The sequence below is a fragment of the Pseudomonas sp. GL_091 genome (assembly GCF_057837725.1).
On the sequence record NZ_CM174451.1, the window covers coordinates 4,791,024 to 4,817,464 of the forward strand.

Here is a 26,441-nt window from a genome sequence, read left to right on the forward strand (position 1 = left end):
GGTGTGAAATGGTCAGGCACCTGTCAGCTGCCACCGAACCAGTTGTAGCCCTGGTCTTCCCAGAAGCCACCCGGATAGGTGTTAGTGACGAAAATCGCCTGGATATGTTTGGGGTTCTTGTAGCCGAGCTTGGTGGGCATGCGCAGCTTCATCGGGAAGCCGTATTCGCGCGGCAGCACCGCGCCGTCATAAGTCAGCGTCAGCAGGGTTTGCGCATGCAGTGCGGTGGCCATGTCGATGCTGGTGTAGTAGTCGTCGGCGCATTTGAAACCGACGTATTTGGCGTCTGTGTCAGCGCCGATGCGCTTGAGGAAGTCGCTGAAGCGCACGCCGCCCCAACGCCCGATCGCGCTCCAGCCTTCGACGCAAATGTGCCGGGTGATCTGCTCGGTCTGGGCCATGGCGCGCAGCTCTTCGAGGCGCCAGCTGCGTTTGTCGGCGACCAGGCCCGTGACTTCCAGGCGATAACTCTCCTCCTCCACCGTCGGCGCTTCGTCGATGCCGTAGAAGGCATTGAAGGGAAACGGCCGGGTGATCATCGATTCGGGATAGGTCGGCGCCATCGCGTTGGGGTTGAACAGCCAGCCCTGCACCCGGTCATTGAAGCGCGACATGGACGACAGCGCGGTCTCGACGCTTTCGTTGTCGGTGATGTTGCAGCCGGACAACATCGCCACGCCGCCAAGGGTCAGGCCACGCAACAGGAACGAGCGGCGCGAGCGGTCTTCGATCTGCGGGGCGAGGATCTTGCGGGCATCGGTCAGGATCGTAGCCTCGTCCAGCCCTGGAATCTGAATGCGCTTTTTCATACCTGCTCCTTGCGGCCGACGATCATGGCCAACAGCGTTTTCGGCACCAGCGCCACCATCAGCAGATGCACCGCCACGAAGGCCACCAACAGCGCCATGGCGAAGAAATGCACACGACGCGCGCCTTCGTAACCGAACAGCAATTCACGCAACAGCGGGAACTGCACCGACTTCCACAACACCAGCCCGGAGAGCACCAGCAGCGTGATGTCGACCATGACGAACAGGTAAGCGACCCGCTGCACCTGGTTGTAATGACTGAGGTCGGCGTGCCCGAGTTTTCCGCGCAAGGCGGCCCACAGGTCATGCAGCACGCCTTTGGGCGAAACCGGGAAGAAACGTCGCTTCAGGCGCCCGCTGAACAGGTTGAAGGCCAGGTAGATCAGGCCGTTGATCGCCAGGAACCACATCGCCGCGAAATGCCATTGCAGCGCGCCACCCAGCCAGCCGCCGAGGGTGATCGACTTGGGAAAACTGAATTCGTAGATCGGCGAGGCGTTGTAGATGCGCCAGCCGCTGGTGACCATCACCAGCACCGCCAGGGCGTTGAGCCAGTGGGTCAGGCGTAGCCAGCGTGGATGACTGGACTTGGGTGAAGCAGTGCTCTGCGACATGTCCGGCTCCGGTTTGTTGTTGTTCGTTGGAACCGATTATGGGAGCCGGAAGATCGCCAAATCCTCACGTAAAGTTAAATTAAACGTGATAACTCGCTCCTGACGAGCACCGGAAAACCTGTGGGAGCGAGCCTGCTCGCGATGGCGTCGTGTCAGGCGATACAACTGCTGAATGACCCACCGCTATTGCGAGCAAGCTCGCTCCCACCCTGTTTTGTATGGCCCGGCAAAGACTCAGTTATGTTTAAATGCCGCCCCCCACAAATGACCGACCCGACCCGATGAACCCTGAAGCCCTCGCCACCCTCAACCAGCACCTGCTCACCGCCCTGGCGGCCGCCCCCGCCGAAACCCGTCGCCTGTTCCACGGCCGTGGCCGCTGCTGGCCGGGGCTGGAGCAAGTGACCGTGGACTGGTTACAGGGCGTGGTGCTGGTGGCGCTGTTCAAGGAGCCGGAAGAGGCGCAAATGGAAGACCTGAAGCAGGTGCTGATGACGGTCACCCGGTCTGAGCAATGGGCAAAATCCGGTGCCCACACGCTGCTGTTGCAACATCGCTACCTGCTGCAAAGCACCACCGAGTGGCTGCTGGGGGACGTCATCGAGGAAATGACCATCACCGAAGGCGGGTTGAAGTATCGGGTCGATTTGGGCCGCAAGCAGAACACCGGGCTGTTCCTCGACATGCGCTACGGCCGCGACTGGGTCCGCGCCAATGCCGAAGGCAAACGGGTATTGAACCTGTTCGCCTACACCTGCGGCTTCTCGGTGGCGGCCATCGAAGGTGGCGCGACGCATGTGGTCAACCTCGACATGTCCAGCCCGGCCCTGAGCCGTGGCCGCGACAACCACCGGCTCAACGGCCACGACCTGAGCAACGTGACCTTTCTCGGCCACGACCTGTTCAAATCCTGGGGCAAAGTGATCGGCAAGGGACCGTATGACCTGGTGATCATCGACCCGCCGTCGTTCCAGAAAGGCAGCTTTTTGCTGACCAAGGATTACCAGCGTGTGCTGCGCCGGTTGCCGGAATTGCTCAGCCCTGAAGGTACGGTGCTGGCGTGCATGAACGACCCGGCGTTCGGTGCCGATTTCCTGATTGATGGCGTGACTCGTGAGGCGCCGAGCCTGAAGTTTGAGCAGCGGCTGGAGAATCCGCCGGAGTTTCCGGATGCTGATGTGGAGTGTGGGTTGAAGGCGTTGGTGTTTCGGCAGTAACACCGAGTCGCGCCCTTCGCGAGCAGTCTCGCTCCCACAGGAGTTCAGCGCGGCTGCAACACCAACGCAAACAACTCGCCATGCCCGCTCACGTTGAGCTTGTGATAGAGGTTGCGCCGATGCACTTTCACCGTCTCCGGGGAGATGCCCAATTGCTGGGCGATGGCCTTGCTGGAGAAGCCCTGGAGAATCAGGCGCGCGGTTTCGATTTCCCGTAGCGTCAGGCGCGCGTCGAAGCGATCGAGCAAGGTCGCCAGGTCGCCGGCCGGTGGCTCGGCGGCCGGCCCTTCCGGCGGCAGCAAATCCAGGTGTCGGCGCATCGCTGCCAGCACCCAGTCACGCACGCACAGCAGGCGGCCCTGCTCCTCAAGGCTGAAGCGCGTCGAACGCCCGAGGGACAGGCCGAGCACGGCGCCGTCGACGTTGACCATGAACTGCAACTCGTCGCCACCGACCACGGCGCTGAAGTAACTCAGGTAATACTCACTGTGCTGGAACTGGTCGGGGGCCACCGATTCGAGGCTGTGCAAACCGTCGGTGATGCCCGCGCAGGCGGCTTGATAGAACGGATCGAGCAGGTACATGCCGGCGCTGTAGTCCGCCAGATCTTCATGTTCTTCGGTACTGCCCTTGGCATCGAAATCGATCAGCAGGCGCGGCACATGGCCCGGACGCATCAGCGCTACCAGCGCGTTGTCCAGCGGCACCAGCAAGCGCAGGGTATCCACCAGCGCACGCCAGAAACTGTCCCGCCCCACCGCCGTGAAAACCCGCGCCAGCCCCTGGTGCACCGGCAACTCTTTCAACAACGCATCCACGCTCTACCCCTTTTGAGTAACCCATGATGGGAATGGGTGAAGGCCACCCCGGTCGATACGCTGCAAACTCCTGATTACCACCGGCCGCAACAGGCCAGGAGTGCCGCATCATGAGTCGTCACCGCTTGTATTTCAATCTGGGGTTTGGCGCCTGCCTGGCGGTGTCGCTATCGGCTTTTGCTGTCGAAGCCCCGACCGTGCACGTGTACAACTGGTACGACTACATCGGCCCCACCACCCTGCAGGACTTCAAGCGCGACACCGGGATTGCGCCGGTCTACGACACCTTCGACAGTGCCGAAGTGCTCGAAGGCAAACTGCTCACCAGCCGCAGTGGCTACGACGTGGTGGTTGCCAGCAACTTCAGTTTGCCCACGCTGATCAAGGCCGGTGCCCTCGCCCCCCTGCCCCGTGCGCAAATGCCGGATTTCAAGAACATGGATGCCGATCTACTGGCGAAACTGGCCAACAACGATCCGGGCAACCAGTACGCCGTGCCCTACCTGTGGGGCACCAACGGCATCGGCTACAACATCGACAAAGTACGTGCGCTGCTGGGTGACAAGGCGCCGGTGGATTCCTGGGACCTGGTATTCAAGGAAGAGAACCTGGCCAAGCTCGGCGAATGCGGCGTGGCCATGCTCGACTCGCCGTCGGAGATGCTGCCGGTGGCCCTGCACTACCTTGGCCTGCCGCCCAACAGCACCAACCCTGAAGACTACAAGAAGGCCGAAGCATTGCTGCTCAAGCTGCGCCCGCACATCGCCTACTTCAACTCGTCGAAGTTCATCAGCGACCTGTCCAACGGCAACATCTGCGTGGCGGTCGGCTGGTCCGGGGCGATGCTCGAAGCCAAGGCCACCGCCGAGCAGGCCGGTAACGGCGTGAAGATCGCCTACAGCCTGCCCAAGGAAGGCGCGCCGGTGTGGTTCGATACGCTGGTGCTGCTCAAGGACGCCCCGCACCCGGAACAAGGCATGGCCTTCATCGACTACCTGATGCGCCCTGAAGTCATCGCCCCGGTCAGCGACCACCTCAACTACCCCAACGGCAACCGTAGTGCGACCACGCTGGTGGCCGAAGCGACCCGCAGCAACCCGGCGGTTTATCCACCTGCCGAAGCGATGGCGACCTTGTTCACCCTCCAGCCACTGCCGCCCGCTACAGAGCGCGTGCGCACGCGGATCTGGAGCAAGGTCAAAAACGGCCAGTGAATCCAGCTCTGTTCTGTGGCGAGGGAGCTTGCTCCCGCTTGAGTGCGCAGCACTCACAAAATCGACGTGTTAACCGAGATCTTGGAGCTGCTGCGCAGCCCAGCGGGAGCAAGCTCCCTCGCCACAAGATCGAGTTGGCCTGCAAATTTTCTGGAATGAATTAACGATGAGAAAACCCATGAAACCACGCGCCCGTGACCTGAACATCCCCATCGGCCAACTGCAACCCGGCCCGCTCAATGCCATCACCGACGTCCCCGGCGTACGGGTCGGCCACAGCGATGTACGAGGACGCACTGCCAACGGCCGCGACATCCTCACTGGCGTCACCGTCATCGAACCGCGCGCCGGTTCCACCAGTCAGCAACCCTGCTTTGCCGGTGTGCATGTGCTCAACGGCAACGGCGATGCCACGGGGCTGGAGTGGATACGCGAGGCCGGCTTGCTGACCAGCCCCATCGCTTTCACCAACACCCACAGCCTGGGCGTGGTGCGCGACGCGCTGATCGTGCTCGACCGCGAACAGCAGCCGGATGACGGGCGCCTCTACTGGAACATGCCGGTGGTGCTGGAGACCTTCGACGGCCTGCTCAACGACATCAACGGTTTTCACGTGAAGCCGGAACACGTGGCCCAGGCCGTGCACTCGGCGACGGGTGGCCCGGTGGCCGAAGGCAATGTCGGCGGTGGCAGCGGCATGATCTGCCACGAATTCAAGGGCGGCATCGGCACCGCGTCGCGCCGCTTGAACAGCGCCCAGGGCGGCTGGACGGTGGGGGCGATTGTCCAGGCCAACCACGGCATCCGCCATGAATTGCGCGTCGATGGCTACCCGGTCGGGCGCTACATGGAACAGGTCGATTCGCCGTTCCTCAAGGCCTCGTTGCCCCATCCGGGCATGGGTTCGATCGTGGTCTGCCTGGCCACCGATGCGCCGTTGCTGCCGCACCAGTGCACCCGCCTGGCCCAGCGCGCCAGCCTCGGCCTGGCCCGCACCGGCGGCGGCAATGAAGACCACAGCGGCGACATCTTCATCGCCTTCGCCACCGGTAACGACCGCGTGCCACCGGCCGCTTATGAGAGCAAGAAAGCGCCGACCACCGACAACCTGAGCATGGTCAACAACGACCACATCAGCGAGCTGTTCCTGGCTGCCACCGAAGCTGTGGAAGAAGCCATCATCAATGCCCTGCTCGCCGCCGACACCGCCGAAGGCAACGGGCATGGGGTGCAGGGGCTGGATGCCGAAACGTTGCTCAAGGCGTTGCGTCGCGCCGGCTGGCCTGGGGATGCGACTAGCGGTACTTGAGTGAAACACTCGGTCTTTTTAGGATGAACTTACGCAGCCGCTTGCTTGTGCAAACCGCTGCGTAGGTGGTGAGTGAACTGAACCACTACCAAGCTCACCGCCTGCTTCATGCGCATCTTGAGCCTCACGGCTCCACTTCCTCCCCATCAAGAGCTTTGAGGCTCTTTTTTTACCTCTGAAAACCATCTACCTATCAATACATCTCCAATGTGGGAGATTTTCATTGAGGGTCGGTGGTGCACAGCGACCGCCACGCCGCCTCCGCCAGCATGTCCCGGTACGCCTTCGGGCTGCCCTTGACCCGGCCCGACAACCAGGCGCGGCAGTAACTGTCTGCCTGGCCGACGATCAGCGACGGGATCAACTCCGCGGGAAAACTCCCCAGCTCGTTTCCGTGGGCGCCCAGCCATTCCAGCAACTGCCTGTTGCGCGTCTTGTTGCGGGTGGCGAGTTCGTCCTTGAATGGCCCCTTGGTAACGGCAAACCGCGCGTGGTACTGGAACCGCGCCCACTCCGGCTGGCTATCGACCCAATCCACATAGCTGTGCACCAGCGCATGCACCCCTGCTTGAGTGGTTTTGGCCTCAGCCAGGTAGCTGTCGCGCAAGCGGGCCTGATCATCGAGGGCGGTAAAAAACAGCGCCGCCACCAGGCCTTCCTTGTTGCCGAAATGGTGATAGATCGCACCGACACTGGTATCGCATTCGACGCGGATCATTTCGATGGTCGTGGCCTCGATCCCCTGTTCGTTGAACAGGCCGAGGGCCTTTCTGAAGATGTCGCGCTTGAGTTCGGCGCGTCGTCCGGGGTAGCAGCGTTCGAGCAGATCGGCGGTTTCCATGCGCAAAGACAGTCCGGAAAAGTCATAGGTGAGGGCTGGCGGTTACCAGCGAACAAGTGGCGCTAGGTTGACAGATTTCCCTTCGACAGAATACTGTTCCGCCACAGAACATTATTCTGTTTCGGAACATTATTCTGCAACCCGTCATCCTCAAGAGGCAAAAAAATGAGTCAGTTCCTCAGCATGTTCAACAACGCAGGCCCGGAAGCATTCAGCAAAATGGCCTGCCAGGTGGCGCCCTACTTCTCCACCATCAACCCGCTGGTCAAGGACCTGCGCAAAGGCTCCGCTACCGTGCACGTGCCATTTGCCCGGGAAATCACCAATCATTTGGGGACGGTGCATGCGATTGCGATGTGCAACGCCGCCGAACTGGCCGCCGGGATGATGACCGACGTATCCATTCCCGCCGGCGCACGCTGGATCCCCAAAGGCATGACCGTGGAATACCTGGCCAAGGCCAAGAGTGATGTGACGGCGGTGGCCGAGGGGGATGCGGTGGACTGGACCACCGAAGGCGACAAGATCGTGCCGGTGGACATTCACGATGCCGATGGCAAGAAGGTGTTCACGGCTCGGATAACCATGAATGTGAAGCTGGCCTAAACGCTGACCGCAATTAAATGTGGGAGCGAGCCTGCTCGCTCCCACAGGGGGAGCTGTGGTGTTTGGGAGAGTGCAGTCAGACCAGGCGCAATCGAGGTCCGCTAGCCGGCACCGCATTGCCACCCAGCCGTCCCCGCACAAATTCATTGGCCTTGCGCGTCAACTGGTCCAGATGCCGGTCGCGCTGTTTTTCCGCGTCGGTCATGGCCCGCTTGCCATGCTTTTGCAGCAGGTAGGTATGAATCTGCCGCACCTCCAGCGAGCTGTAGATCGACGCCACATCCAGCAGCGCCATCAAGCCATCGGTGGCGTGGTCGCGGGTGTTCATCAACACCTGGGTCGCACGCACGCCCAGCACCTGAAAGCCCATCGCCTCGAAATACGGCACCTTCGCCACCGCGCAGGTCAGCTCGGCATGGGGATAGCGGCCGACCATTTCCCGCAGCATCCGCCGGGCCACGCCCTGGCGCCGATACTCCGCCTGCACCGCCATGTACGCCACGCCGCAGGCCTCGGGGTCGTCCTGCACCGGCAGGTACAGCACAAAGCCAGTCACCTTTTGCGGGTCGTCTTCGTCCGTGGCGACGATCAACTCCACGGCAATGCCTTTTTCACCGTTCAGCGCCTCCAGATACAGGTGCACCTCATAGCCGATCGCGTATTGATAGAGGTTGTACAGCAGGTTGCTGGGCGGGATCGCGACCATGCTGATGTCGGTCAGGTTGTCGACCACCATCTGCAGGATCTGGCTATTGATGTGCTCGGGGCACGGGGTCTTGAAGTGGCTGATCAGGGGCATTGCGGTGACAGGCTCCGGGAGGCAAGGGCCGCCTATCATAGCGTGCCTGACACCTGCGGTCCGAATGGAGGCGTTGCGTTTTCGAGGCTGACAGCAGTGAATCAGGCACACTTTGTGCTGGATGAGCAGGGGGCTTCGCGAGCAGGCTCGCTCCCACAGGGGACTGCGGTTTTGCCCACTCCTCGATCTCCTGTGGGAGCTCGCCTGTTCGCGAAAGCGTCCACCACCACACCGGTCTGTGGTGTGAGTGGGGGGGATTAGGTGGGTGAAGGCCCCCAACTTTGAGGGTTCCTACCCACTGCGCCACTACGACCAAAGTCCTATCCATCAAGCGTTTGATATCAAACAGCTATTTGTTTCCCCCGGATCTCCTCGCGCTTGGCGCACCTCTTGCATTGAGCGAATTGCGAACGTCAGCCACACCGGCGCGCCCCGAGGGGAACAACATGAAAAAAATGCCTGACCTCAAATCGCTCGGTTTTTTCAGGAAACCGGGCATCGCCGCTGTGATGCTGATCAACATCAGCCTCGGCAACGCCAACGCCGTACCGCTGGATGATTTCGGCCCGCCACCACCGACGGACCCCTCGGCGTTTAGCAACCCGCCGGCCGACCTCGATGCCGCGGCGGCTGCCTTACGGGCCATGCCACCCGTCAACCAGGGCTCCATCGCCCTGCCCAATGGCGCTTTTGGTACCCGCCTCACCACGCCAACGACCGACAACGTGCTGCCGCCAGCCCTGCAGACATCATTCAAAATCCCCACCAATGGCAAACCCAGCCCATTGTTCGGGGCGCAGCCGTACACTCAGCAACTGCTGCTGTTCGAAGAATTCGGCACGGAAAAACTCGACCCGACTCTGCCGGCACCGCCCCTGACCTTCCCGGTTCCGCTCGTCGGCCCGGCGCCCACGCAGGACCCGAACAACATCGCCCGCAGCGGCCCTTCGCCCACGGCGCTGGTAGCCTTCATGCGCCAGCCGGGGCTGTACCCGTTTCCATCGCAGTATTCCAACGTGCTGGACCGCAACCCGTGGAAAGCGCAGATCGAAGCCTTCCTCAACCGCCATCCGGTCGGTTCACCGGCCGAAGGTCGTCCACCAGGAAAAGGCTGGTCGCATCAGCGCTGGAACGAGTTTTACCCACAGGTCGGCTTCAAAACCGCTCAAGCGGGCGCCCAGCTCAACAGCGGCATGCGCGACCGCCGACAGTTGCACAACTACGCCGTCGGTGAGTTCGGGCCTGGCGGGCTCTACAACCAGACCTCGAGCACCCCGGTCATTGCGGGCACCACCAAAGGCATAAATGTTCGTTTTCACCCCAACATGCCGATTCAGAACCACAAGGCGCTCTGGACCTTCGACGGCACCTTTCCGCCAAAACTGTTGATGGTGCGTTACGGTCAAGCCGCGCTGATGCGCCACTACAACGCCCTGCCGATCGATCCGGCGGCCAACATGGGGTTTGGCCTGCACACCCTCACCACCCACGAACACAACGGCCACTCCCCGGCCGAAAGCGATGGCTTTTCCGGTGCGTTTTTCTTTCCGGGACAGTACTACGACTATCGCTGGCCGATCCAGTTGGCCGGTTACGACACCATCAACACCAGCGCTCAGGATCCGCGCGCGGCGTTCCCTTGCGCTCCGGGCGAAACCCTGTTCGTCAACGATGCCACTCCGGGCCTGAAGACGTGCAACAACGGCAGCATCAAGATCCGTGGTGACTGGCGCGAAACCATGAGCACCCACTGGTTCCACGACCACATGGTCGATTTCACCGCGCAGAACGTCTACAAGGGCAACGCGGTGATGATGAATTACTACAGCGCCCTGGATCGCGGTAACGAAGCCTTCGAAGACGGCGTCAACCTGCGTCTGCCCAGCGGTTCGGCGATGCCTTGGGGCAATCGCGACTATGACGTCAACCTGATGGTGGCCGACAAGGCCTGGGACACCAATGGCCAACTGTGGTTCAACCCGTTCAACACCGACGGCTTCCTCGGCGATCAGGTCCTGGTCAACTGGCAGTACCAGCCACGCCTGAACGTGCGGGCGCGCAGCTATCGCTTCCGCATCCTCAATGGCTCGGTGTCGCGCTACTTCAGGATCGCGCTGGTGCGTGAAGTCGCCGGCACCGGCGGTGAATTCCCCGGCCCGGCCGGTTCCGGCCTGTCTTATACCCGCGTGCCGTTCCACTTGATCGCCAACGACGGCAACCTCATGGAACACGCCGTGCCGTTCGACGGCAGCATGGACCTGGAAGGTGATGGCAACATTCAGAACCACAACGCCATCCTGCCCACCATGGGCATCGCCGAGCGTTACGACATCATCGTCAACTTCGCGAAAAACGGGATCAACACCGGCGACAAGCTGTACTTCGTCAACCTGATGGAGCACCACGACGGCAAGGGGCCGGAGGCTACACTGCTGAGCCTGGCCGATGTCCTGTCCGGCAAGTACAAGGCGGTGCTCAAACTGGGCAGCAAAGGGCTGGAATGGGACGCCGGCGACCCGGGGGTGGGCAAGTTCATGCAAATGGTGGTCCAGCCTTATGCCGGCCAGGACGTGAGCATGAATCCCGCCGACTACGAGCCCGCCAAACCAGGCAAACCGGCCGGCAAGAGCATGATCCCGCTGACCCTCAACCGCGACGACCCAGCGGTGCAGGCCAAGCTGAAGGTGGCGCGGCATCGCGAGTTCATCTTCGGCCGCTCCGACGGCACCGATGAAGCCCCCTGGACCATCAAGACCGACGGCGGTGCATTCGGCTTCCCCATGGACCCTCGAATCATCAGCGCCGCTCCGCAACTGGCTAACGGCCCGACCCCTGCCGGGTTCTCCGGCGACGGCACCCTTGAGGTGTGGAAAATCAAGAGCGGCGGCAACGGCTGGAACCACCCGGTCCACGTGCACTTCGAAGAGGGGATCGTCCTCCACCGGGATGGCAACCCACCGCCGGAATGGGAAAAATGGGCGCGCAAAGACGTCTATCGCATCGGCGAGGGCATCGACAGCTCGGTGGATGTGGAAATGGCGATTCACTTCCGTGAATTCGCCGGGACCTACATGGAGCACTGCCACAACACCCAGCACGAAGACACGTCCATGCTGCTGCGCTGGGATATCGAGCACCCCGGCCAGTTCCAGTTGATGCCAGCGCCCCTGCCCGGCTGGGACGGCGTCACCTACGTCAACTCCTCCGCGTTGCCGACCTTCCGCACTGGCGATACCCGTGCCAATAACGATGGCGATAACAAAAACCCGATCGCCAACCCCGACAGCGCCGTCAGCAACAACGGCCAACCGCTGACCATCAACGTCCTGGCCAACGACAGCGACCCTGACGGTAACGTGCCACTTAAAGTGGTGGGGCTGGAGCAACCGGACTCCGGCAAGGGCGTGGTCAGCACCGATGGTCTGCGCGTGACCTACACACCACCGGCCACGGTCCCCGCGCCGTTCACCGCGACCTTTACCTATAAAGCCGCCGATACGAAGGGCGCGGAGTCGGCATCGGCAACGGTGTCCGTGGCGGTCTCGGCAGCGGTCAACGAGAGCCTGATCGTCACCAGCGCTACCGTCACCGCCCGCAGCAACGGCCGCTACTACTGGGTCCTGTCCGGCACCACCTCGCGTGGCACGGGCAATACCATCACGGCGACTGCCACGGTCACAACCGGTACGGCGAACCTTGGCACCGCCACCCTGACGCCTACGGCGACAGGAGCGCGCTGGAACATAGCGGTGACGACCGTCGGCAGTGTCCCGTCGCCTAGCCCGACGGCGACCATCAAATCATCCCTCGGCAAAACCGTGACGGTGCCAGTAGTGGCGAACTAGAGCGGATTGATCGGCGCCCGGTCCATGCAATGTGGATCGGGCGCTTTTTTTTTGGATCGTACGGTGGTGCCGAGGTGGGGTTTACTGACTATCGGTTCTATCCGCAAAGCGCCTGGCATTTGCGCTGACGGTCACCTTTGCGGCGCCACCATCCGAAAGCGGATATTGATCTCGTTGGACACCACGCTGTCCGCCCACTCGCCCTCGCCTATCTTGAAGTCGTCACGCTTGAGGACCAGTTCACCATCGAAGATGCCAATGGAGCTCTCCGATTTCAGCAGCACCGGCACACTCACTTCCCGAGTGAGCCCCCGCAGGGAAAGCTTGCCGGTGATGGTGTAGCGGTTATTGCCGAGGGCTTTGATGGACGTCGACTCGAAGGTCGCCACCGGATAAGTCGCCGTATCGAACCACGCCGGTTTTTGCAACTCGGTGTTGGCGTCGCTGCTGCCGGCGTCGATGCTGTTCAGGTCGATGGTCAGCGTGGCGTGGGCCGCGCCAGGGTTATCGGTGTCGAAGTCGAGATTGGCCTCGAACTTGCCGAAGGTGCCGTAGCTTCGCGAACCCATCTGCTGATAGGTGAAACTCAAGGTGCTGGCCTTGGCGTTCACTTTCTTGTATTCCACGGCTTCAGCGAACGGCGCCAGGCTGAACTGCACCGGGCCGAACACCAACGTTCCGGCCAGAGCGACGCAACGCGCGGATCGAAGGTTCATGACACTCTCCGGGAGGGCTCCCGTCTTGAGTTGGCGTGCCGCACACGAGGGGTGGCATCAGATGACTAAAGCAAACAACCGGCGTTTATTCCACTTCGCGCGTTGATTTGCGACCACCTGCCGATGGCCGTCCGCGCTACCCGCACTCCCCGCGTTGCCAGGCCCGCCGCAACAGGTCGATCACCTCGGCATCCGAGGTCTGGGAAAAGTCCATGTACCAATGGCCAATCGAAGTGAACCACTCGGGCAGCAGTGGGCAGATCAACTCATCCACCTCGCTGCGCAGCGCCTCCACCGTTTCGATCGGCGCCACCGGCACCGCCACCACGATGCGCGATGGCGCCTGCGCCCGCAGCGCCTGGATCGCCGCCCTCATCGAAGCGCCGGTGGCCAGGCCGTCGTCGATCAGGATCACCACCTGATCCTTGAGCTGCACCGCCGGCCGCGTGCCGCGGTAGACCTTCTCGCGGCGCAGCAGCTCGCGGGTTTCCCGTTCGACCACGGCGTCGAACGCGGCGCGATCAATCGGGTGCACCCGCAGTGCCTGTTCATTACGAATCTGGATGCCACCGCTGGCAATCGCACCCATGGCGTACTCAGGGTGGGACGGCACGCCGAGCTTGCGCACCAGCATCAGGTCCAGGCGAACCTTCAGCGCCGTGGCCACTTCATAAGCCACCGGCACGCCGCCACGAGGCAAGGCCAGAACGATGACATCGGAGCGATTAGCGTAAGGCAGCAGCGGCTCTACCAAACGCCGTCCGGCCGCTGGCCGGTCTTGCAGGATGGAATGGGACAAGGGGCTCATGTGAAAACCTCCCCAGGCGATCGCGCCTGCGAACTTCAGCCAAACCTGCCTTTTGTGGCAGGGGCTTTTGTGGCGAGGGAGCTTGCTCCCGCTGGGCCGGACCGCGTTCGGGCGCAGCAGCCCCAAAAAACCGATAACGATTACCGAATTTTGTGAGTGCTACGCACTCAAGCGCGAGCAAGCTCGCTCGCCACAAACTTGGTCCATAGCATTATCCGCCCCTTTACCCCGCCTACACCAACCGCTCAATCTTCTGATGCTGCCACACCAGTTTGTAATACAGCGTCTGCAGCACCAGCATCCCCAGATACGCCACCGGAAACGCCATCCACACCCCTTGCAGCCCGAACTTCGCATCCAGCAGATACGCCGCCGGCAACTGCACGCCCACCACGCAGACAATGGAAATCGCAACCGGCACCATCACCGTGCCGCTGGCGCGCATGATGCCGCCGATGATCGCCTGGAAGCCAAACACCAACAGGCTCCAGAGCATGATGTGCAACAGGTGCTGAGCCATGGTCTGCGTCGCTTCTTCGGTGAGGAACGACGCCAGCAACCAGCTCGACAACAAGTACCCGAGAACCACCAGACCACCGGTCAAACACAGGTTGATCATCAGCCCGGTCTTCAAGATCGGCCCGATTCGCTCAATGCGCCCCGCCCCAATCGCCTGCGCCCCGAGGATCGACGCGGTAATCGCAATCGACAGCGCCGGGAACTGCACGTAATTGACGATCTGCGTCACCGCGCCATACGCCGCCGTCGCCTGGGAACCGTGCTGGTTCACCAGCGCCAGAATCACCAGCTCCGACAGCGACAACACCACCATCTGCAACCCGGTGGGCAAACCGATGCGCAGCACCTTGCCGAGGATCGCCAAGTCCAGCTTCATCGCCGCAAAGAACTCGCGGTCCGGTGCCAGCGGATGGCCCTTGCCAATCAACCGCCACGCCAACAACCCCATCGCCACCAGGTTACCCACCAACCCGGCAAACGCCGCACTCTGAATCCCCATCGGCGCAAAACCCAACCACCCGCGAATCAACGCTGGCGTCAGCGCCAGCCCGACACAGGTCGACACCACCAGCGCCAGCAACGGCGACAACGTATCGCTTACCCCGCGCAACAACTGCGTGAACAGCACAAACACCAACAGCGACGGCATGATCCACAACATCACATGGGCATACGCCACCGCATCGTCCAGCACATCCGCCGGCGTCCCCAACCCCACCAACGCCGACCGCGCAAACACACTCCCCACCACCGCCGCCACCAACCCGATCAACACCCCCAACAACAACGTCGCCCCGGCGATTGCCTTCACCAGATGCGTCTCCCGCGCGCCCCACGCCTGCCCGATCAACACTCCCGCGCCAGCCCCTAGACCGATGACCAGGGCGATGAAGAAAAACACGATGGGGAACATCCCCGACACCGCCGCCAGGGCTTGAGTGCCGAGCATCTGGCCGATGTAGATGCTGTTGACCGTGCCGGACATGGATTGCAGGAAGTTCGACAGGACCATGGGGGCGAGGAACAGCAGGTAGGTTTTCCAGAGGGGACGTTGGGGGTTTGGGGTTTGCATTCGGGAAGGTCCATCTCGACGGCGTGAGCGATGAGTAAGGATAGCGTTGGTGGCTGAAACCAAGGGGCGCTGAACATCTCAGGTCTGTGTTTATATTTCCAGCGACGTGAGGTGAAAGGTCTGAAGTTTCATCAGTGGCGATCCTACGACAACCTCAGAAGCCCTCACCTTGCCCACCGCCTTGATGAAGTTTATAGTCCGCCCCGTCGCCCAAATGGCGGCCAGGTTTGGCGACCTGTTTGATCGGATGCAAAAGCTCTGTGCTTTTTTGCAGATGCTGTTGCACCTACGCAAAGCTGTCTTTATGGCAGCTGTGCGCGGGAGACCTTCGGGTCTGCCGGTTTTCCGATCCCGGTTCGCCAACCTGCGTACAGCTGTCACCCATTCGTTTGGCGACGAGTGAGGGACAGTCAACCTTTGCACTGATCGGAGTTTCATCTATGGAAAGATACATGCCCCTCACCGGAATCGACCTGGTTCCGGCCTCCCTGCTCATCGACACCCAAGCGCCACTCGACGTCCTGCAAGCCATGGCGGATTACCGCATTCGCACTGTCACCCAGGTGCTGGAAAACATCGCCTACCGATCCGAACTCGGTTGCGACACCGTGGTGCTGGAGGACTTTTCCAAGCTGCTGGTCATTCCGTTGCGCGATGGTTGTGATTTGATGGATGTGATTGGACGGCGACTGCGGGCGCAGGTGGCGGAGTAAATGAAAACGGGCGCATAAGAGGCGCCCGTTTTTTTGTCCGACGAGAAAAGTGGCTTGATAGACGACGCTAGCCTTTGCCTTTGCCTTTGCCTTTGCCTCCGCTGCCACTGCTGCCACTGCTGCCGCTGCCGCTACTGCTGCCACCACCGCCACTGCCGCTACTGCTACTGCTGCCGCCACTGCCACCACTGCCACTGCCACTGCCACTGCTACCTTCCGGGTCATTGTTGACCCCGGCCTGTGGCCCGACGCCATCTCCCGTACGGAATGTCGGTAACGCAACCGAGGCCACGAACTTCACGCCGTCCCAGCTAGGCAAGGGTGTGGGCATCAATTGGAACTGGCCCGGGTGCTCAGAGTCCCAGCGCAGCAGCATCGAGGTGTCCTCATGCTGTGTGTTGTGGCAGTGCTCCATGTAGGTACCGGCAAACTCACGGATGTGTATGGCCATTTCGACATCGTCGAGGCTGTCGGAATCGCGGCCTACACGGTAGATATCCTTGCGCGCGCCTTTTTCCCATTCTGGCGGCGGTTTGCCACCTCGAGTGAGAATGACCCCTTCCTCGAAGTGCACATGCACCGGGTGAGTCCAGCCATTGCCGCCGTTCTGGATCTTCCAGATTTCCAGCGTGCCTTCACCCTTGAACCCTGCCGGTGTCGGGCCAGTGGCCAGTTGTGGCGCGGCTGAAATCCGCCGCGGGTCCATGGGGAAGCCTCTGCCGCCATCGGTCTTGATCGTCCAGGGCGTAAAATCTGTGCCGTTGGAGCGGCCAAAGATAAAGGTGCGGTGCCGCGCCTGGGCAAGCCGGGGGTCATCACGATGCAAGGGCAAGGGGATCATGAACCTGCCCTCGGGCTTGCCAGGCTTGGCGGGCTCGAAGTCGACCGGATTCATGCTGACATCCTGGCCGGTGTATGGCTGGACGTTGAGTTGCAGGAACAGGCCCACGCCCGGGTCACCGTTGACCCACTGTGGCCCGTTGCTGGTTTGCCTGACAACGGGCAGGTACTTCTCGGAGAGTACATCCGCCAATGGAATGTCACGTTTTGGACGCTTGCCGTCTTCATGCTCCTCAATGTTGACGAAGAAAATCCTGTCGCCCGGGTTGATGCCGTTTTTCGCGAAGTCGACGACGATGTCATAGCGTTCGGCAACGCCCAGCATCGGCAGAATGGCATTGTTGTCCTGTGTGTCGCCGTCGCCATCGAGGTCCAGGCTGCCATCGAACGGCACCGCGTGCTCCATGATATTGCCGTCGTTGGCAATCATGTGGAACGGCACCCGGTTATAGGAAATCCCGGAGTTGTTCGGGCCAGGAAACTCACCACCATTACCATTGACCTGACGCACCACCGCCAGCTTGAAGTAGCGAGAAACCGATCCGTCGAGAATGCGGAAACGGTAGCGGCGGGCACGTACGTCCAGGAAGGGTTTGTACTCCCAGTTGGTCAGCACCTGGTCACCGAGAAAACCGTCGGTGTTGAAGGGGTTGAACCACAACTGGCCGGCCTGGTCCCAGGCCTTGTCGGCGATCGTCAAGTTGACGTCATAGTCGCGGTTACCCCACCCCAGCGCCGAACCGCTGGCCACGCGCAGGTTGACCCCGTCGTCGACCGTCTCGTTGCCACGGTCCACGGCGCTGTAGTAGTTCATCATCGTCGCATTGCCCTTGTAGACATTCTGCGCGGTGAAATCGAGCATGTGGTCGTGGAACCAGTGGGTGCTCATGGTTTCGCGCCAGTCGCCACGGATCTTGATGGTGCCGTTGTTGCAGGTCTTGAAGCCGGGGCTGGCGTCGTTGACGAACAGGATTTCACCGGGGTCGCAGGGGAATGCCGCACGCGGATCCTCAGCGCTGGTATTGATGGTGTCGTAACCGGCCAACTGGATCGGCCAGCGATAGTCGTAGTACTGGCCGGGGAAGAAGAACGCGTTGGTAAAGCCGTCGCTTTCGGCGGGCGAGTGGCCGTTATGTTCATGGGTGGTGAGGGTGTGCAGGCCAAAGCCCCGGTTGGCCGATGGGTCAATGGGCAAGGCATCGTAATGACGCATCAGCATCGCTTGGCCATAGCGTACTAGAAGCAGTTTGGGCGGAAAGGTGCCGTCGAATGTCCACACCGCATTATGGTCCTGGACAGGGAAGTTGGGGTGAAACTGCACTTGAATGCCCTTGGTGGTGCCCTCGTTGGCCGGGTCGCCGCTGGTGTTGTGATAGAGCCCGCCGGGCGCAAATTCTCCCACGGCGTAGTTATGCCGTTGCATACGATCACGCAAGCCGCTGTTGACGTGCGCGCCTGCTTGCACCGTCTTGAAGGCGTCGCGCGGGAAAAACTCATTGAAACGCTGGTGCGACCAGCCTTTTCCTGGTGGCCGGCCTTCTGCGGGCGAATCGACTCGGCGATTGAGGAAAAGCTCGATCTGCGCCTTCCAGGGGTTGCGGTCCAGCACATTGGAGAACTCTGTCGGGAAGGGCGTCAAGGCTGGCTGCCTGAGAAAGGCATCCAGCGCATCCGGCGACGGGCCGCTACGCGCCACGTTCAATGGATCTTGCGCCGGTGCGGGGCCCACCGTCGGAACCGGAAACGGAACAGGTGATGGCGGGTCGGTCGCATCCAGTTTGTTCGAGCCGAATTCCTCGAACAGTTCAAGCTTCTGGGTGAACGGTTGAGCCCCGAACACCGGGCTGGGATTACCGTTAGTGGGGATATTGAAGCTGGTTTGCAGATCGGGTGGTAGCACATTGTCGACCAAGGGGGTCTGGCGGTTACCGGTCACACCATTGGGTAAGTCGAAGGCGCCGACGTTTGCGGGAGGCAGCTTTTGCAAGTCCCGCGATGCGGCATCGGGGTCGGCGGGCGGGTTGGTGAACGTCGATGGATCGGTAGGAGGCGGTGGATCGGTGTTGTCGAGGGGGACTGCCTGGGTCTGGGACAAGCCCAGCCCCAACATGATCACGGCAGCAGAGATACTCAACGCCAGCCTGGTTTTGAACAATGGACTAGGTTTCGGTCTTCCGGCATCCAGTTTCATCGCAAACACCTCTGACGGGTTCCTCGGAGCGCGTGGCAATACATGGGCAACGAGCCACAGCTCCTGGCCGGGCTGGCGAAATGTTTGATTTCGACCCGGGATGGGAACGATGCATATTTCCCGCCGAAAGTGACAGGAGGTGTCTAATGGCTCTACGCCACGCCCCCCTTGTCTGCTGGCTTCAAGCAGGCGTATGAGCAGCCAGGATGAAAGCCCCCGATGACGGGGAATATCCCCCAATACCGGGTGCAATTGTGCGGGGTGTCTGGGTTAAGAGAAGTGGCCACTTTCTGAATGTATCGATGGCCGCTTGTCGCCGGTTGCCACGCGCCTGGATGCGCTGGAGCGTACGTTTCATCAATGATGCAGCCGTGATTTACATGAACAATTTTTCATCGTGTACATCACGGCCTTAGATCACCTGGTGGAGCAACCTCGCCTCAATCAGAACCAACGCTTTATTCGCAATCTACTGACAATCCCATCACATTTCGCCGGATAGCCTTGCTACTCCGGCATCGCCACGGCGAGCGCAACGTGCGAAACAGTGATGAACAATTCGTTAGTCAGGTTTCTGAAAAGTGACCGGGGTGCGCTGATCCTTCTGCTTGGTGTATCCGCGTTTCTATTGCTGTTCGGGTTGGGCGCCAGGGAGCTTTGGGGGGCGGAAACGCGCTGGGCGAACATCGCGTTGCAGATGCTGCAAAGCGGCGATTATTTCGACCCTTACCTCAAGGGCATGCCCTATTACGACAAGCCGCTGCCTTCCTATTGGTTGATTACGGCCACTGCCCATTTGATGGGTGGCCTCGGGCACTGGTCACTGCGCCTGCCCTCGGTTTTGGCGGCCTGGCTGAGTGTCTGGCTGGTCTACCTGATCGGGGAGCGGCTCTATAGCAAAGGCACCGGCCTGATTGCCGGCTGGTTTCTGGCGACGACGTTCTTTTTCGTGTTCTGGGCGCGGGTCGCCACGGCGGACGTGCTGACGGTTTGCGGTGTGTTGGCCGCGGTCTGGTGGTATTGGCGCGGCCCGGACGACACGCGGCTGAGCCGGTACAGCGTGTTTTTCCTGATGCTGGCACTGACCTCGCTGTTCAAGGGCTTGATCGGGATCATCCTGCCGGGGCTGATGCTGTTGCCGCATCTGCTTGGCGAAGGACGCTGGAAAAACCATCTCAATCCACGTCTGTTTCTGGCGATGCTGGTGGGTGGCGTGGTCTACATGCTGCCGTTCATGTTGTCGCACCGCTATGGCACCCCGACTTATGGGCCGAGTGGGCTGGGCCTGGTGTTTCAGGAAAACGTGGTTCGGTTTTTCAAGCCGTTCGACAACATCGGCCCGATCTATACCTATCTGCTGTATCTGCCGGTCTACACCCTGCCCTGGGCACCCTGCTGGATGCTCGGCCTGTGGGTGGCCGTGCGCGGCTGGAAGCATACCGAACCCAACGTTCGCTGGCTGATCTGGGGCCTGGGGTTGCTGTTCCTGTTCTTCACCGCCAGTGGCAGCCGGCGCAGCTATTACGTATTGCCGCTGGTGCCGTTCGCGCAATTGCTGGCGGCCTGGTGGGTCACCCGGCGCATGGCTGCGCGTAAGGCGGCCGTTAAAGTCAGCGGGGCTGGTTGGACCAGAGGCATTGCCGGAGCGGCCGGGTTCCTGTTTTTGGTGCTGGGCGTTGTCTACCCCTGGACCAACGGCGGCGCGGGCGGCGTCATGCAATTCACCCAGGATGTGCGCGCCGAAGCCATCAAGACGGCGCCATGGAACGAATGGCGCATGGTGCTGGTGGACATCGACAACAAGCTGCCGATGTACCTGCAAAATCACGGCGCATCGTTCTACTACGTGCTCCCGGATTCGGACATTCCACAAGCCGGCGACAGCGCTGCACTGATGGCGTGGCTGGAAAAGAAAAGTGGTGAGGCCTGGAATCCCGAGCGCACGATCATCGTGGAGCAGTACAAGGACATCCAGCAATTGCCGCTGAATTATCTGACGGCCGACCATCAGTTGATCACCACCAAGCCCAACAACGGCGCACGGCTGTTTCATGCGCATGAATATGGCAGTGCGGCGTTTATTCCCAATGGGAAAACGGCGGGTAACCCGGTGGCTGGGCAAGCGGCGGGCGGCGTTTTGCAGGCGCAAGCTGCGGAGTAATTGAATGCGGGCGCCTGATAGGTGCCCGATTTGTATTCGCTGGCGACTGGCACTTTTACCCCTGAAGACATTCCAGAAAATCGTGCAAAAAAATACGAAGGTAGCCCTGTTAAGAACCTCTAAAAATTGCCTAGCACCCAACAATTTAGGGCTTTCTAAACGATTTTCTATATGAAAAGAAATGTGAAGAACCGCCGTCGGCAAACATGATGCACCAGACGCGTCAGCTTTTGAGGCGATGCTGCAATACATTCAGTCAAGCTTTGGTCGCCAAACAGACCTCGCCGTCCGCTGATACCTTCGCTGACTACCGTCATCGGCTTGCCTGAACTCACTTCTTTGCCGAAAAATCTACAGTTGTGCCCCCGGTCTGCCCGCTTGGTTTACCTGGATGTCTTTCCCGACCTGCATCACATAGCCTCAGCAAGATCGCAGCCCTATTGAATTGGCACGCTAGGCCCACCCGTCGCACTAACATTGCTCTACAGACTCAATATATCTAAATTTGAATCTACAGATTCAAAACGAGCACACAACCATGGCCGTCCCCGCCCAAGCCCAATCCTTCAGCAAAAACCAATGCGTCACCGGCCTGCGCGCCGCCGTGAGCATTCTGGAAAAGTGGCAAGCCACCAGCGACCAGGCCTGTCGCATCCTGCGTATTTCCCGCAGCACCTACACCCGCGCCCGGCAGCGGGACCCGGATTGGGCGGTGGCGCTGGATGCGGACCAGATGCAGCGCATCAGTTTTGTGCTGAACATTCACGCGACGTTGCGGTTGGTGTTCGACAACCCGGATAACGTCTATGGCTTTGCCTCGATGGCCAATGACAACGAGTTTTTCAACGGGCGTTCGCCGCTGAAGATCATGGCCCAGGGCGACATGATTTCGCTGTATGAAACCTTCCGCCGCATCGACATGCTGCGGGGTGCGCAATGGTGATGGCGAGTGAGCTGGCGGTGTTTGCCGGTCAGTCGTTGCAGGCTTATCGCCTGGTCAATTCGAAGTTTCCGCCGATTGCGTTGTTTGACGATGTGGCGGATGCGGATGAGTTCGAGCTGTTGTTCGAGATTCAGGCGTTGACCAATCCGCGGTTGAAGAATGAGCTGGGGCAGCTGGAGTTGATTGCGCGCAGCGAGATTCCGTTCGGTATTCCGGGTTGCTCCTACGCCATCGCGCCCTTTACCCACGTTAATCCGGCGGGTTCGCGCTTCGGTGACGGCAGTTTTGGCGTGTTGTACTTGGCGGATTCGATGGAAGCGGCGCTGGCCGAAGTGCGGCATCACCAGGCTCTGTATTGGTCGAAGGTGCCGAGCCTGAACTATGAGCGCTTTGTGTTTCGTGGGTTGGCTTGTGCATTTGGCGATGCCGGGTTGAAAGACGCCACCGCCCTGCCGATGAGCGATCCGGTGTATGCGCCGGACGACTACAGCCATTCCCGTGTTCTGGGGCGCGCGGTGCGGGACGCCGGTTGTCCCGGTTTGCGTTATCACTCGGTACGGATGCCGGGCAGTTGTTGCTGGGCGCTGATGACGCCGAGGTCGGTTTCGTCGATTGTGCAGACGGCGCATTACGAGATGGTCTGGAATGGGCAGATCACCAGCGTGAGCCAGATCAGCGAAGCCTGATTGCCTTGCGATAACTCTGTGGCGAGGGAGCTTGCTCCCGCTGGGTCTCGTAGCGGCCCCAAATGGAGGACTGCTACGCAGTCCAGCGGGAGCAAGCTCCCTCGCCACAAAAAGAGGTGCTTATACAGGCCGTATTCGATCCATTGACTGCGTCGATAGTCACCATTGATTCAATGAAGTTCTCTTAAAAAATCCCTGGCGTAACATCTGCTCCATACCAACCCATAAGCACCCCGGAGCACACCATCATGAAACGCCAGATCCTCCTCAGCATCGCTTTCTCGGTTTTCGCAGTTAACGCTTTTGCCGCCACCTCTGCTCAACCTGAGGTCGCTGAAGACGGCTCGGATCGTCTGATTGAAAGCCGTGTGGCCGAAGGTGGTTCCGATCGCCTGATCGAGAATCGTGTGGCTGAAGGTGGCTCGGATCGCCTACTGGAACAACGTGTTGCCGAAGGCGGTTCCGACAAGCTCCTGCAAAATCGCGTCGCTGAAGGCGGCTCCGACAAGCTGCTGCAAAACCGCGTTGCCGAAGGCGGTTCGGATCGTCTGATCGAAAGCCGCGCTGTCTGAATGCAGTGCTTGACCGCAGGACTCAACAAAAAGCCCGGCCTCAACAGCCGGGCTTTTTCGTGGCTCACTGTTTGATCGGTGTTACGAGTACCTTTTCGTCGGTGTCGAGGACGAACACCGCCAACAGGCGTGCAGGTTGGGTGTCGCTGGCGTTGGCGCTGACCAGGTGCACGGAACCCGGCTCTTCTACGAAGTTTTCGCCGACCTTGTAGATCTTTTCCGGCTGGCCTTTGACCTGGATGCGAAACGCGCCCTCCAGCACCGTTGCATAGATGAAGGCCGTTTTCGGATGGGTGTGGGCCGGCGACGCAGCACCCGGCCCATACTCGACGACCACGCCCCTCATGCTCTTGCCAGGGATGTTGGGGACGGGACGGTCGAACACCACCGTCACCTTGCCGTGGGGCGGCTCGGCGGCCGATGCGGCGCTGATCGAGAGCGCTGCAAAGACAGCGGCCATTAGCAATCGGGTAACCATGGGATTTCTCCTGGATTCGTAGGGAAATGTGCGGGTGCGATCCGTTACTGCGCCGTCGACCGGGCCAGCCAGTCGTCGAAGCGGATCGCCCCCAGGCGTGCGTTCTTGCCGGTGACCAGCGATTGATCGTTGAGCACGGCGCCGAAGTAGCGCGCATGCACGTCCGGCACGACCTTGCGGTTGTCCTGGGTCGCCCGCAGATAGCGCCTGGCCAGTTCGTCGATCGGCATGGTTTCCGGGCCGCCGACTTCAACGGTGCCATTGAGCGGTGCAGCCAGTACGACATCGGCCAACGCCGCCACCACGTCGTCGGACGCTATCGGCTGGATCAGCGCCGGCGAAGCATGAATTTCCTCGCCAACGGCGAACGACTGGACAATGCCGCCGGCAAACTCGGAGAACTGCGTGGCACGCACAATGGTGTAGGGAACGCTGGACGCCTTGATAAGGGCCTCCTGCGCGACCTTGGCCCGGAAATAACCGGTATCGGGAAGCCGTTCGCTGCCGACAATCGACAGGGCAACGTGATGGCCTACCCCGGCAGCGGCTTCGGCGGCCAGCAGGTTACGGCTCGACGTTTCAAAGAAATCGAGAACGGCCTGGTCCTCCCACGATGGCGCGTTCGCCACGTCGACCACCACATCAGCACCATCCATCGCTTCGGCCAGGCCTTCGCGGGTAATGCTGTTCACGCCCGAGCTGGGGCTGGCGGCAAGCGCGTCATGGCCGCGCTCGCGCAGGGTGTTCACAAGTTTCGATCCGATGAGGCCGGAGCCTCCGATGACGACGATCTTCATGACTTTTCTCCACTTGTCGACTGCAACCATTGCGTCGGTGTAGAGAGATTGCCTGCACGCGTGAGGCAAGTCCTTGCGCCGGGCTTGGGTTTGCCTTGGCGAGTGCTTGGATTTATGTCCAAAGCCGATGTTGTTCGTCCAGCCGTCCTTGCCGCAGACGGTGCAGCGGGTGTCGAGCTGCCGTATCATCTGCCTCAGTTACCAACCGCCAGCCGCCTGGGACACAGAGTTGAGGGCGCTTCGCCAGGGGATGCTCGACTTGCCATTCGCGTTTGAAGACTACGTGCTCGATCAGGAGCGCCGGGAGCTGACCTTGCGCGGTCAGGTCGTGGCCGTCGGACCGCAGGTCTTCGACCTGTTGCTGCTGTTCGTCAACAATCCCGAACGCGTCGTCAGCAAGGACGAATTGCTCAAGGCGGTGTGGGGCGACCGGATCGTTTCGGAATCGACGATCACCAGCCACATCAATGCCGTGCGCAAGGCCATCGGCGATACCGGTGAGGAGCAGCGCTTGGTACGCACCGTCGCCCGCAAAGGCTACCGCTTCGTTGGCCGGATCAACGGCAACATGGCCGGGGAAGCGCGACAGCCCGATAGCGATGAACGCCCGAGCGCTGCCCCGAAGCAAATCCCCTCCCCTGCGCTCGTCCTGCCGGACAAACCTTCGATCACCGTCCTGCCGTTCCAGAACCTGAGCGGCGATCCGGAGCAGGAGTATTTCGCCGATGGCGTCGTGGAGGACATCATCGCCGCCCTGTCGCGGATCCGCTGGCTGTTCGTCATCGCGCGCAATTCGAGCTTCACCTACAAGGGCCAGGCCGTGGACGCCCAAGGCGTTGGCCAGGAGCTGGGCGTTCGCTACGTGCTCGAAGGCAGTGTGCGCAAGTGCGGCAACAAGCTGCGCATTACCGGACAACTGATCGACGCGACGAGCGGGACGCATATCTGGGCGGAGCGCTTCGAAGGCCTGCTCGACGACATCTTCGAGCTGCAGGACCAAATCACCGAAAGCGTCGTCGGTGCTATCGCGCCGCAACTGGAACGGGCAGAAATTGAACGCGCCAAACGCAAGCCGACGGAAAGCCTGGACGCCTACGACTACTACCTGCGCGGCATGGCAAAACTGCACAGCGGCAGCCGGGAAGCCATCGAGCAGGCGCTGCCGATGTTCTACCAGGCCATCGAACTCGATGGGGAATTTGCTTCGGCCTATGGCATGGCCGCCTGGTGCCACTTCTGGCGCAAGCTCAATGGCTGGATGACCGATCGGCCTGCAGAAATCGCCGAGGGCATACGGCTGGCGCGTCTGGCGGTGACCCTTGGCCGCGATGATGCCGTCGCGTTGACCCGGGGCGGACATGCGCTTGCTCATCTCGCCGGCGAAGTCGATGCCGGCATTGCCCTGCTCGACAGGGCGCGCCTGCTCAATCCCAACCTCGCCCCCGCCTGGTTCCTGGGCGGTATCCTGCGGGCGCTGCACGGCGAAACAGACGCCGCCATCGAGAATTTGAACCATGCCGTTCGCTTGAGTCCGCTGGATCCGGAAATGTTCAGGATGCAGGTCGGGATGGCGCTCGCGCATTTCTTCGCCGGGCACTTCGATGCCGCTGCGGACTGGGCGGAAAAGGCGCTGGGCAACCTGCCCAGTCTGCTGATCGCGGCGGCGCTGGTGGCGGCCAGTCATGCGCTTGGCGGTCGAATGGAAAAAGCGAGTCTGGCGATGCAGCGTCTGCAAAAGCTGGATCCCTCTTTGCGCCTTTGCACCCTCAGGGATTGGCTGCCCATTCAACGGCCTAAAGACTTCACCCGTTTCGTCGATGGACTGCGGCTGGCGGGGTTGCCAGAGTGAGGAAGACCCACCTTACCCTGTAGG

General features: G+C 61.0%; 22 protein-coding genes. 11 read left to right on the forward strand and 11 right to left on the reverse strand.

Annotated elements, in window-relative coordinates:
• Positions 1–23: 23 nt before the first annotated feature.
• Complete coding sequence (locus AC3ITY_RS21790) at positions 24–809, reverse strand: molybdopterin-dependent oxidoreductase (protein WP_489304868.1); 786 nt, start codon at positions 807–809, stop codon at positions 24–26.
• Positions 806–1,423, reverse strand: coding sequence for a cytochrome b/b6 domain-containing protein (locus AC3ITY_RS21795; protein ID WP_477753147.1), 618 nt, complete (start codon positions 1,421–1,423; stop codon positions 806–808). Before AC3ITY_RS21795 ends, AC3ITY_RS21790 begins: the two co-directional genes overlap by 4 nt.
• Before the next feature lie 281 nt (positions 1,424–1,704).
• On the opposite strand from AC3ITY_RS21795, the gene AC3ITY_RS21800 reads away from it, so the two are divergent.
• Positions 1,705–2,640 (forward strand): class I SAM-dependent methyltransferase, encoded by a 936-nt coding sequence (locus tag AC3ITY_RS21800; protein ID WP_489304869.1) that lies wholly within the window; start codon positions 1,705–1,707, stop codon positions 2,638–2,640.
• Between the two features lie 44 nt (positions 2,641–2,684).
• Here the strand turns inward: AC3ITY_RS21800 and AC3ITY_RS21805 are convergent, their stop codons facing one another.
• On the reverse strand, positions 2,685–3,458 hold the full coding sequence (locus AC3ITY_RS21805) for a helix-turn-helix transcriptional regulator (RefSeq protein WP_489304870.1): 774 nt from the start codon (positions 3,456–3,458) through the stop codon (positions 2,685–2,687).
• 110 nt (positions 3,459–3,568) lie between these two features.
• On the opposite strand from AC3ITY_RS21805, the gene AC3ITY_RS21810 reads away from it, so the two are divergent.
• Both AC3ITY_RS21810 and AC3ITY_RS21815 read left to right on the forward strand, forming a co-directional pair.
• Entirely contained in the window at positions 3,569–4,672 is a 1,104-nt protein-coding gene (locus tag AC3ITY_RS21810) for an extracellular solute-binding protein (protein ID WP_489304871.1), read from the forward strand.
• A 178-nt stretch (positions 4,673–4,850) separates the two neighbouring features.
• Complete coding sequence (locus AC3ITY_RS21815) at positions 4,851–5,981, forward strand: DmpA family aminopeptidase (protein WP_489304873.1); 1,131 nt, start codon at positions 4,851–4,853, stop codon at positions 5,979–5,981.
• 220 nt (positions 5,982–6,201) lie between these two features.
• Here the strand turns inward: AC3ITY_RS21815 and AC3ITY_RS21820 are convergent, their stop codons facing one another.
• Positions 6,202–6,822, reverse strand: coding sequence for a TetR/AcrR family transcriptional regulator (locus AC3ITY_RS21820; protein ID WP_489304875.1), 621 nt, complete (start codon positions 6,820–6,822; stop codon positions 6,202–6,204).
• A gap of 165 nt (positions 6,823–6,987) precedes the next feature.
• On the opposite strand from AC3ITY_RS21820, the gene AC3ITY_RS21825 reads away from it, so the two are divergent.
• Positions 6,988–7,428 carry a hotdog fold domain-containing protein gene (locus AC3ITY_RS21825; RefSeq protein ID WP_489304877.1) on the forward strand — a complete coding sequence of 147 codons (441 nt, stop codon included), beginning with the start codon at positions 6,988–6,990 and terminating at the stop codon, positions 7,426–7,428.
• Positions 7,429–7,504: 76 nt separating this feature from the next.
• Here the strand turns inward: AC3ITY_RS21825 and AC3ITY_RS21830 are convergent, their stop codons facing one another.
• The gene (locus AC3ITY_RS21830) at positions 7,505–8,227 is read right to left on the reverse strand and encodes a GNAT family N-acetyltransferase (RefSeq protein WP_489304878.1); all 723 of its coding nucleotides are present in this window, start codon (positions 8,225–8,227) and stop codon (positions 7,505–7,507) included.
• A 446-nt stretch (positions 8,228–8,673) separates the two neighbouring features.
• Between AC3ITY_RS21830 and AC3ITY_RS21835 the strand changes: the two genes are divergently transcribed.
• On the forward strand, positions 8,674–12,072 hold the full coding sequence (locus AC3ITY_RS21835) for an Ig-like domain-containing protein (RefSeq protein WP_489304879.1): 3,399 nt from the start codon (positions 8,674–8,676) through the stop codon (positions 12,070–12,072).
• A 131-nt stretch (positions 12,073–12,203) separates the two neighbouring features.
• Here AC3ITY_RS21835 and AC3ITY_RS21840 read toward each other — a convergent pair whose 3' ends face one another.
• From AC3ITY_RS21840 to AC3ITY_RS21850, 3 genes are all read right to left on the reverse strand, one after another.
• Positions 12,204–12,788 carry a YceI family protein gene (locus AC3ITY_RS21840; protein ID WP_489304881.1) on the reverse strand — a complete coding sequence of 195 codons (585 nt, stop codon included), beginning with the start codon at positions 12,786–12,788 and terminating at the stop codon, positions 12,204–12,206.
• Positions 12,789–12,924: 136 nt separating this feature from the next.
• A complete protein-coding gene (locus AC3ITY_RS21845; protein WP_489304882.1) occupies positions 12,925–13,596 on the reverse strand; it encodes a phosphoribosyltransferase in 672 nt (223 codons plus the stop codon).
• Between the two features lie 232 nt (positions 13,597–13,828).
• Entirely contained in the window at positions 13,829–15,187 is a 1,359-nt protein-coding gene (locus AC3ITY_RS21850) for an MATE family efflux transporter (RefSeq protein ID WP_489304884.1), read from the reverse strand.
• A 440-nt stretch (positions 15,188–15,627) separates the two neighbouring features.
• On the opposite strand from AC3ITY_RS21850, the gene AC3ITY_RS21855 reads away from it, so the two are divergent.
• A complete protein-coding gene (locus tag AC3ITY_RS21855) occupies positions 15,628–15,900 on the forward strand; it encodes a hypothetical protein (RefSeq protein ID WP_154862424.1) in 273 nt (90 codons plus the stop codon).
• Between the two features lie 67 nt (positions 15,901–15,967).
• On the opposite strand, the gene AC3ITY_RS21860 is transcribed toward AC3ITY_RS21855, so the two are convergent.
• The gene (locus tag AC3ITY_RS21860; RefSeq protein WP_489304886.1) at positions 15,968–18,931 is read right to left on the reverse strand and encodes a multicopper oxidase domain-containing protein; all 2,964 of its coding nucleotides are present in this window, start codon (positions 18,929–18,931) and stop codon (positions 15,968–15,970) included.
• A gap of 550 nt (positions 18,932–19,481) precedes the next feature.
• Here AC3ITY_RS21860 and AC3ITY_RS21865 point away from each other — a divergent pair.
• The 4 genes from AC3ITY_RS21865 (at position 19,482) to AC3ITY_RS21880 (ending at position 23,293) form a co-directional block, all read left to right on the forward strand.
• Entirely contained in the window at positions 19,482–21,092 is a 1,611-nt protein-coding gene (locus tag AC3ITY_RS21865) for an ArnT family glycosyltransferase (protein ID WP_489304887.1), read from the forward strand.
• A 538-nt stretch (positions 21,093–21,630) separates the two neighbouring features.
• The gene (locus AC3ITY_RS21870; protein WP_489304888.1) at positions 21,631–22,035 is read left to right on the forward strand and encodes an antitoxin Xre-like helix-turn-helix domain-containing protein; all 405 of its coding nucleotides are present in this window, start codon (positions 21,631–21,633) and stop codon (positions 22,033–22,035) included.
• On the forward strand, positions 22,029–22,721 hold the full coding sequence (locus AC3ITY_RS21875; protein ID WP_489304889.1) for an RES family NAD+ phosphorylase: 693 nt from the start codon (positions 22,029–22,031) through the stop codon (positions 22,719–22,721). The genes AC3ITY_RS21870 and AC3ITY_RS21875 overlap by 7 nt, the downstream gene beginning before the upstream one ends.
• A 248-nt stretch (positions 22,722–22,969) precedes the next feature.
• The gene (locus tag AC3ITY_RS21880; protein ID WP_489304891.1) at positions 22,970–23,293 is read left to right on the forward strand and encodes a hypothetical protein; all 324 of its coding nucleotides are present in this window, start codon (positions 22,970–22,972) and stop codon (positions 23,291–23,293) included.
• Between the two features lie 64 nt (positions 23,294–23,357).
• Here the strand turns inward: AC3ITY_RS21880 and AC3ITY_RS21885 are convergent, their stop codons facing one another.
• Both AC3ITY_RS21885 and AC3ITY_RS21890 read right to left on the reverse strand, forming a co-directional pair.
• Positions 23,358–23,771 carry a cupin domain-containing protein gene (locus AC3ITY_RS21885; protein ID WP_489304892.1) on the reverse strand — a complete coding sequence of 138 codons (414 nt, stop codon included), beginning with the start codon at positions 23,769–23,771 and terminating at the stop codon, positions 23,358–23,360.
• A 44-nt stretch (positions 23,772–23,815) separates the two neighbouring features.
• Positions 23,816–24,568: an SDR family oxidoreductase gene (locus AC3ITY_RS21890; protein ID WP_489304894.1), complete on the reverse strand. Its 753-nt coding sequence runs from the start codon at positions 24,566–24,568 to the stop codon at positions 23,816–23,818.
• A 259-nt stretch (positions 24,569–24,827) separates the two neighbouring features.
• Between AC3ITY_RS21890 and AC3ITY_RS21895 the strand changes: the two genes are divergently transcribed.
• Positions 24,828–26,417 (forward strand): winged helix-turn-helix domain-containing tetratricopeptide repeat protein, encoded by a 1,590-nt coding sequence (locus tag AC3ITY_RS21895; RefSeq protein WP_489304895.1) that lies wholly within the window; start codon positions 24,828–24,830, stop codon positions 26,415–26,417.
• Positions 26,418–26,441: the final 24 nt, after the last annotated feature.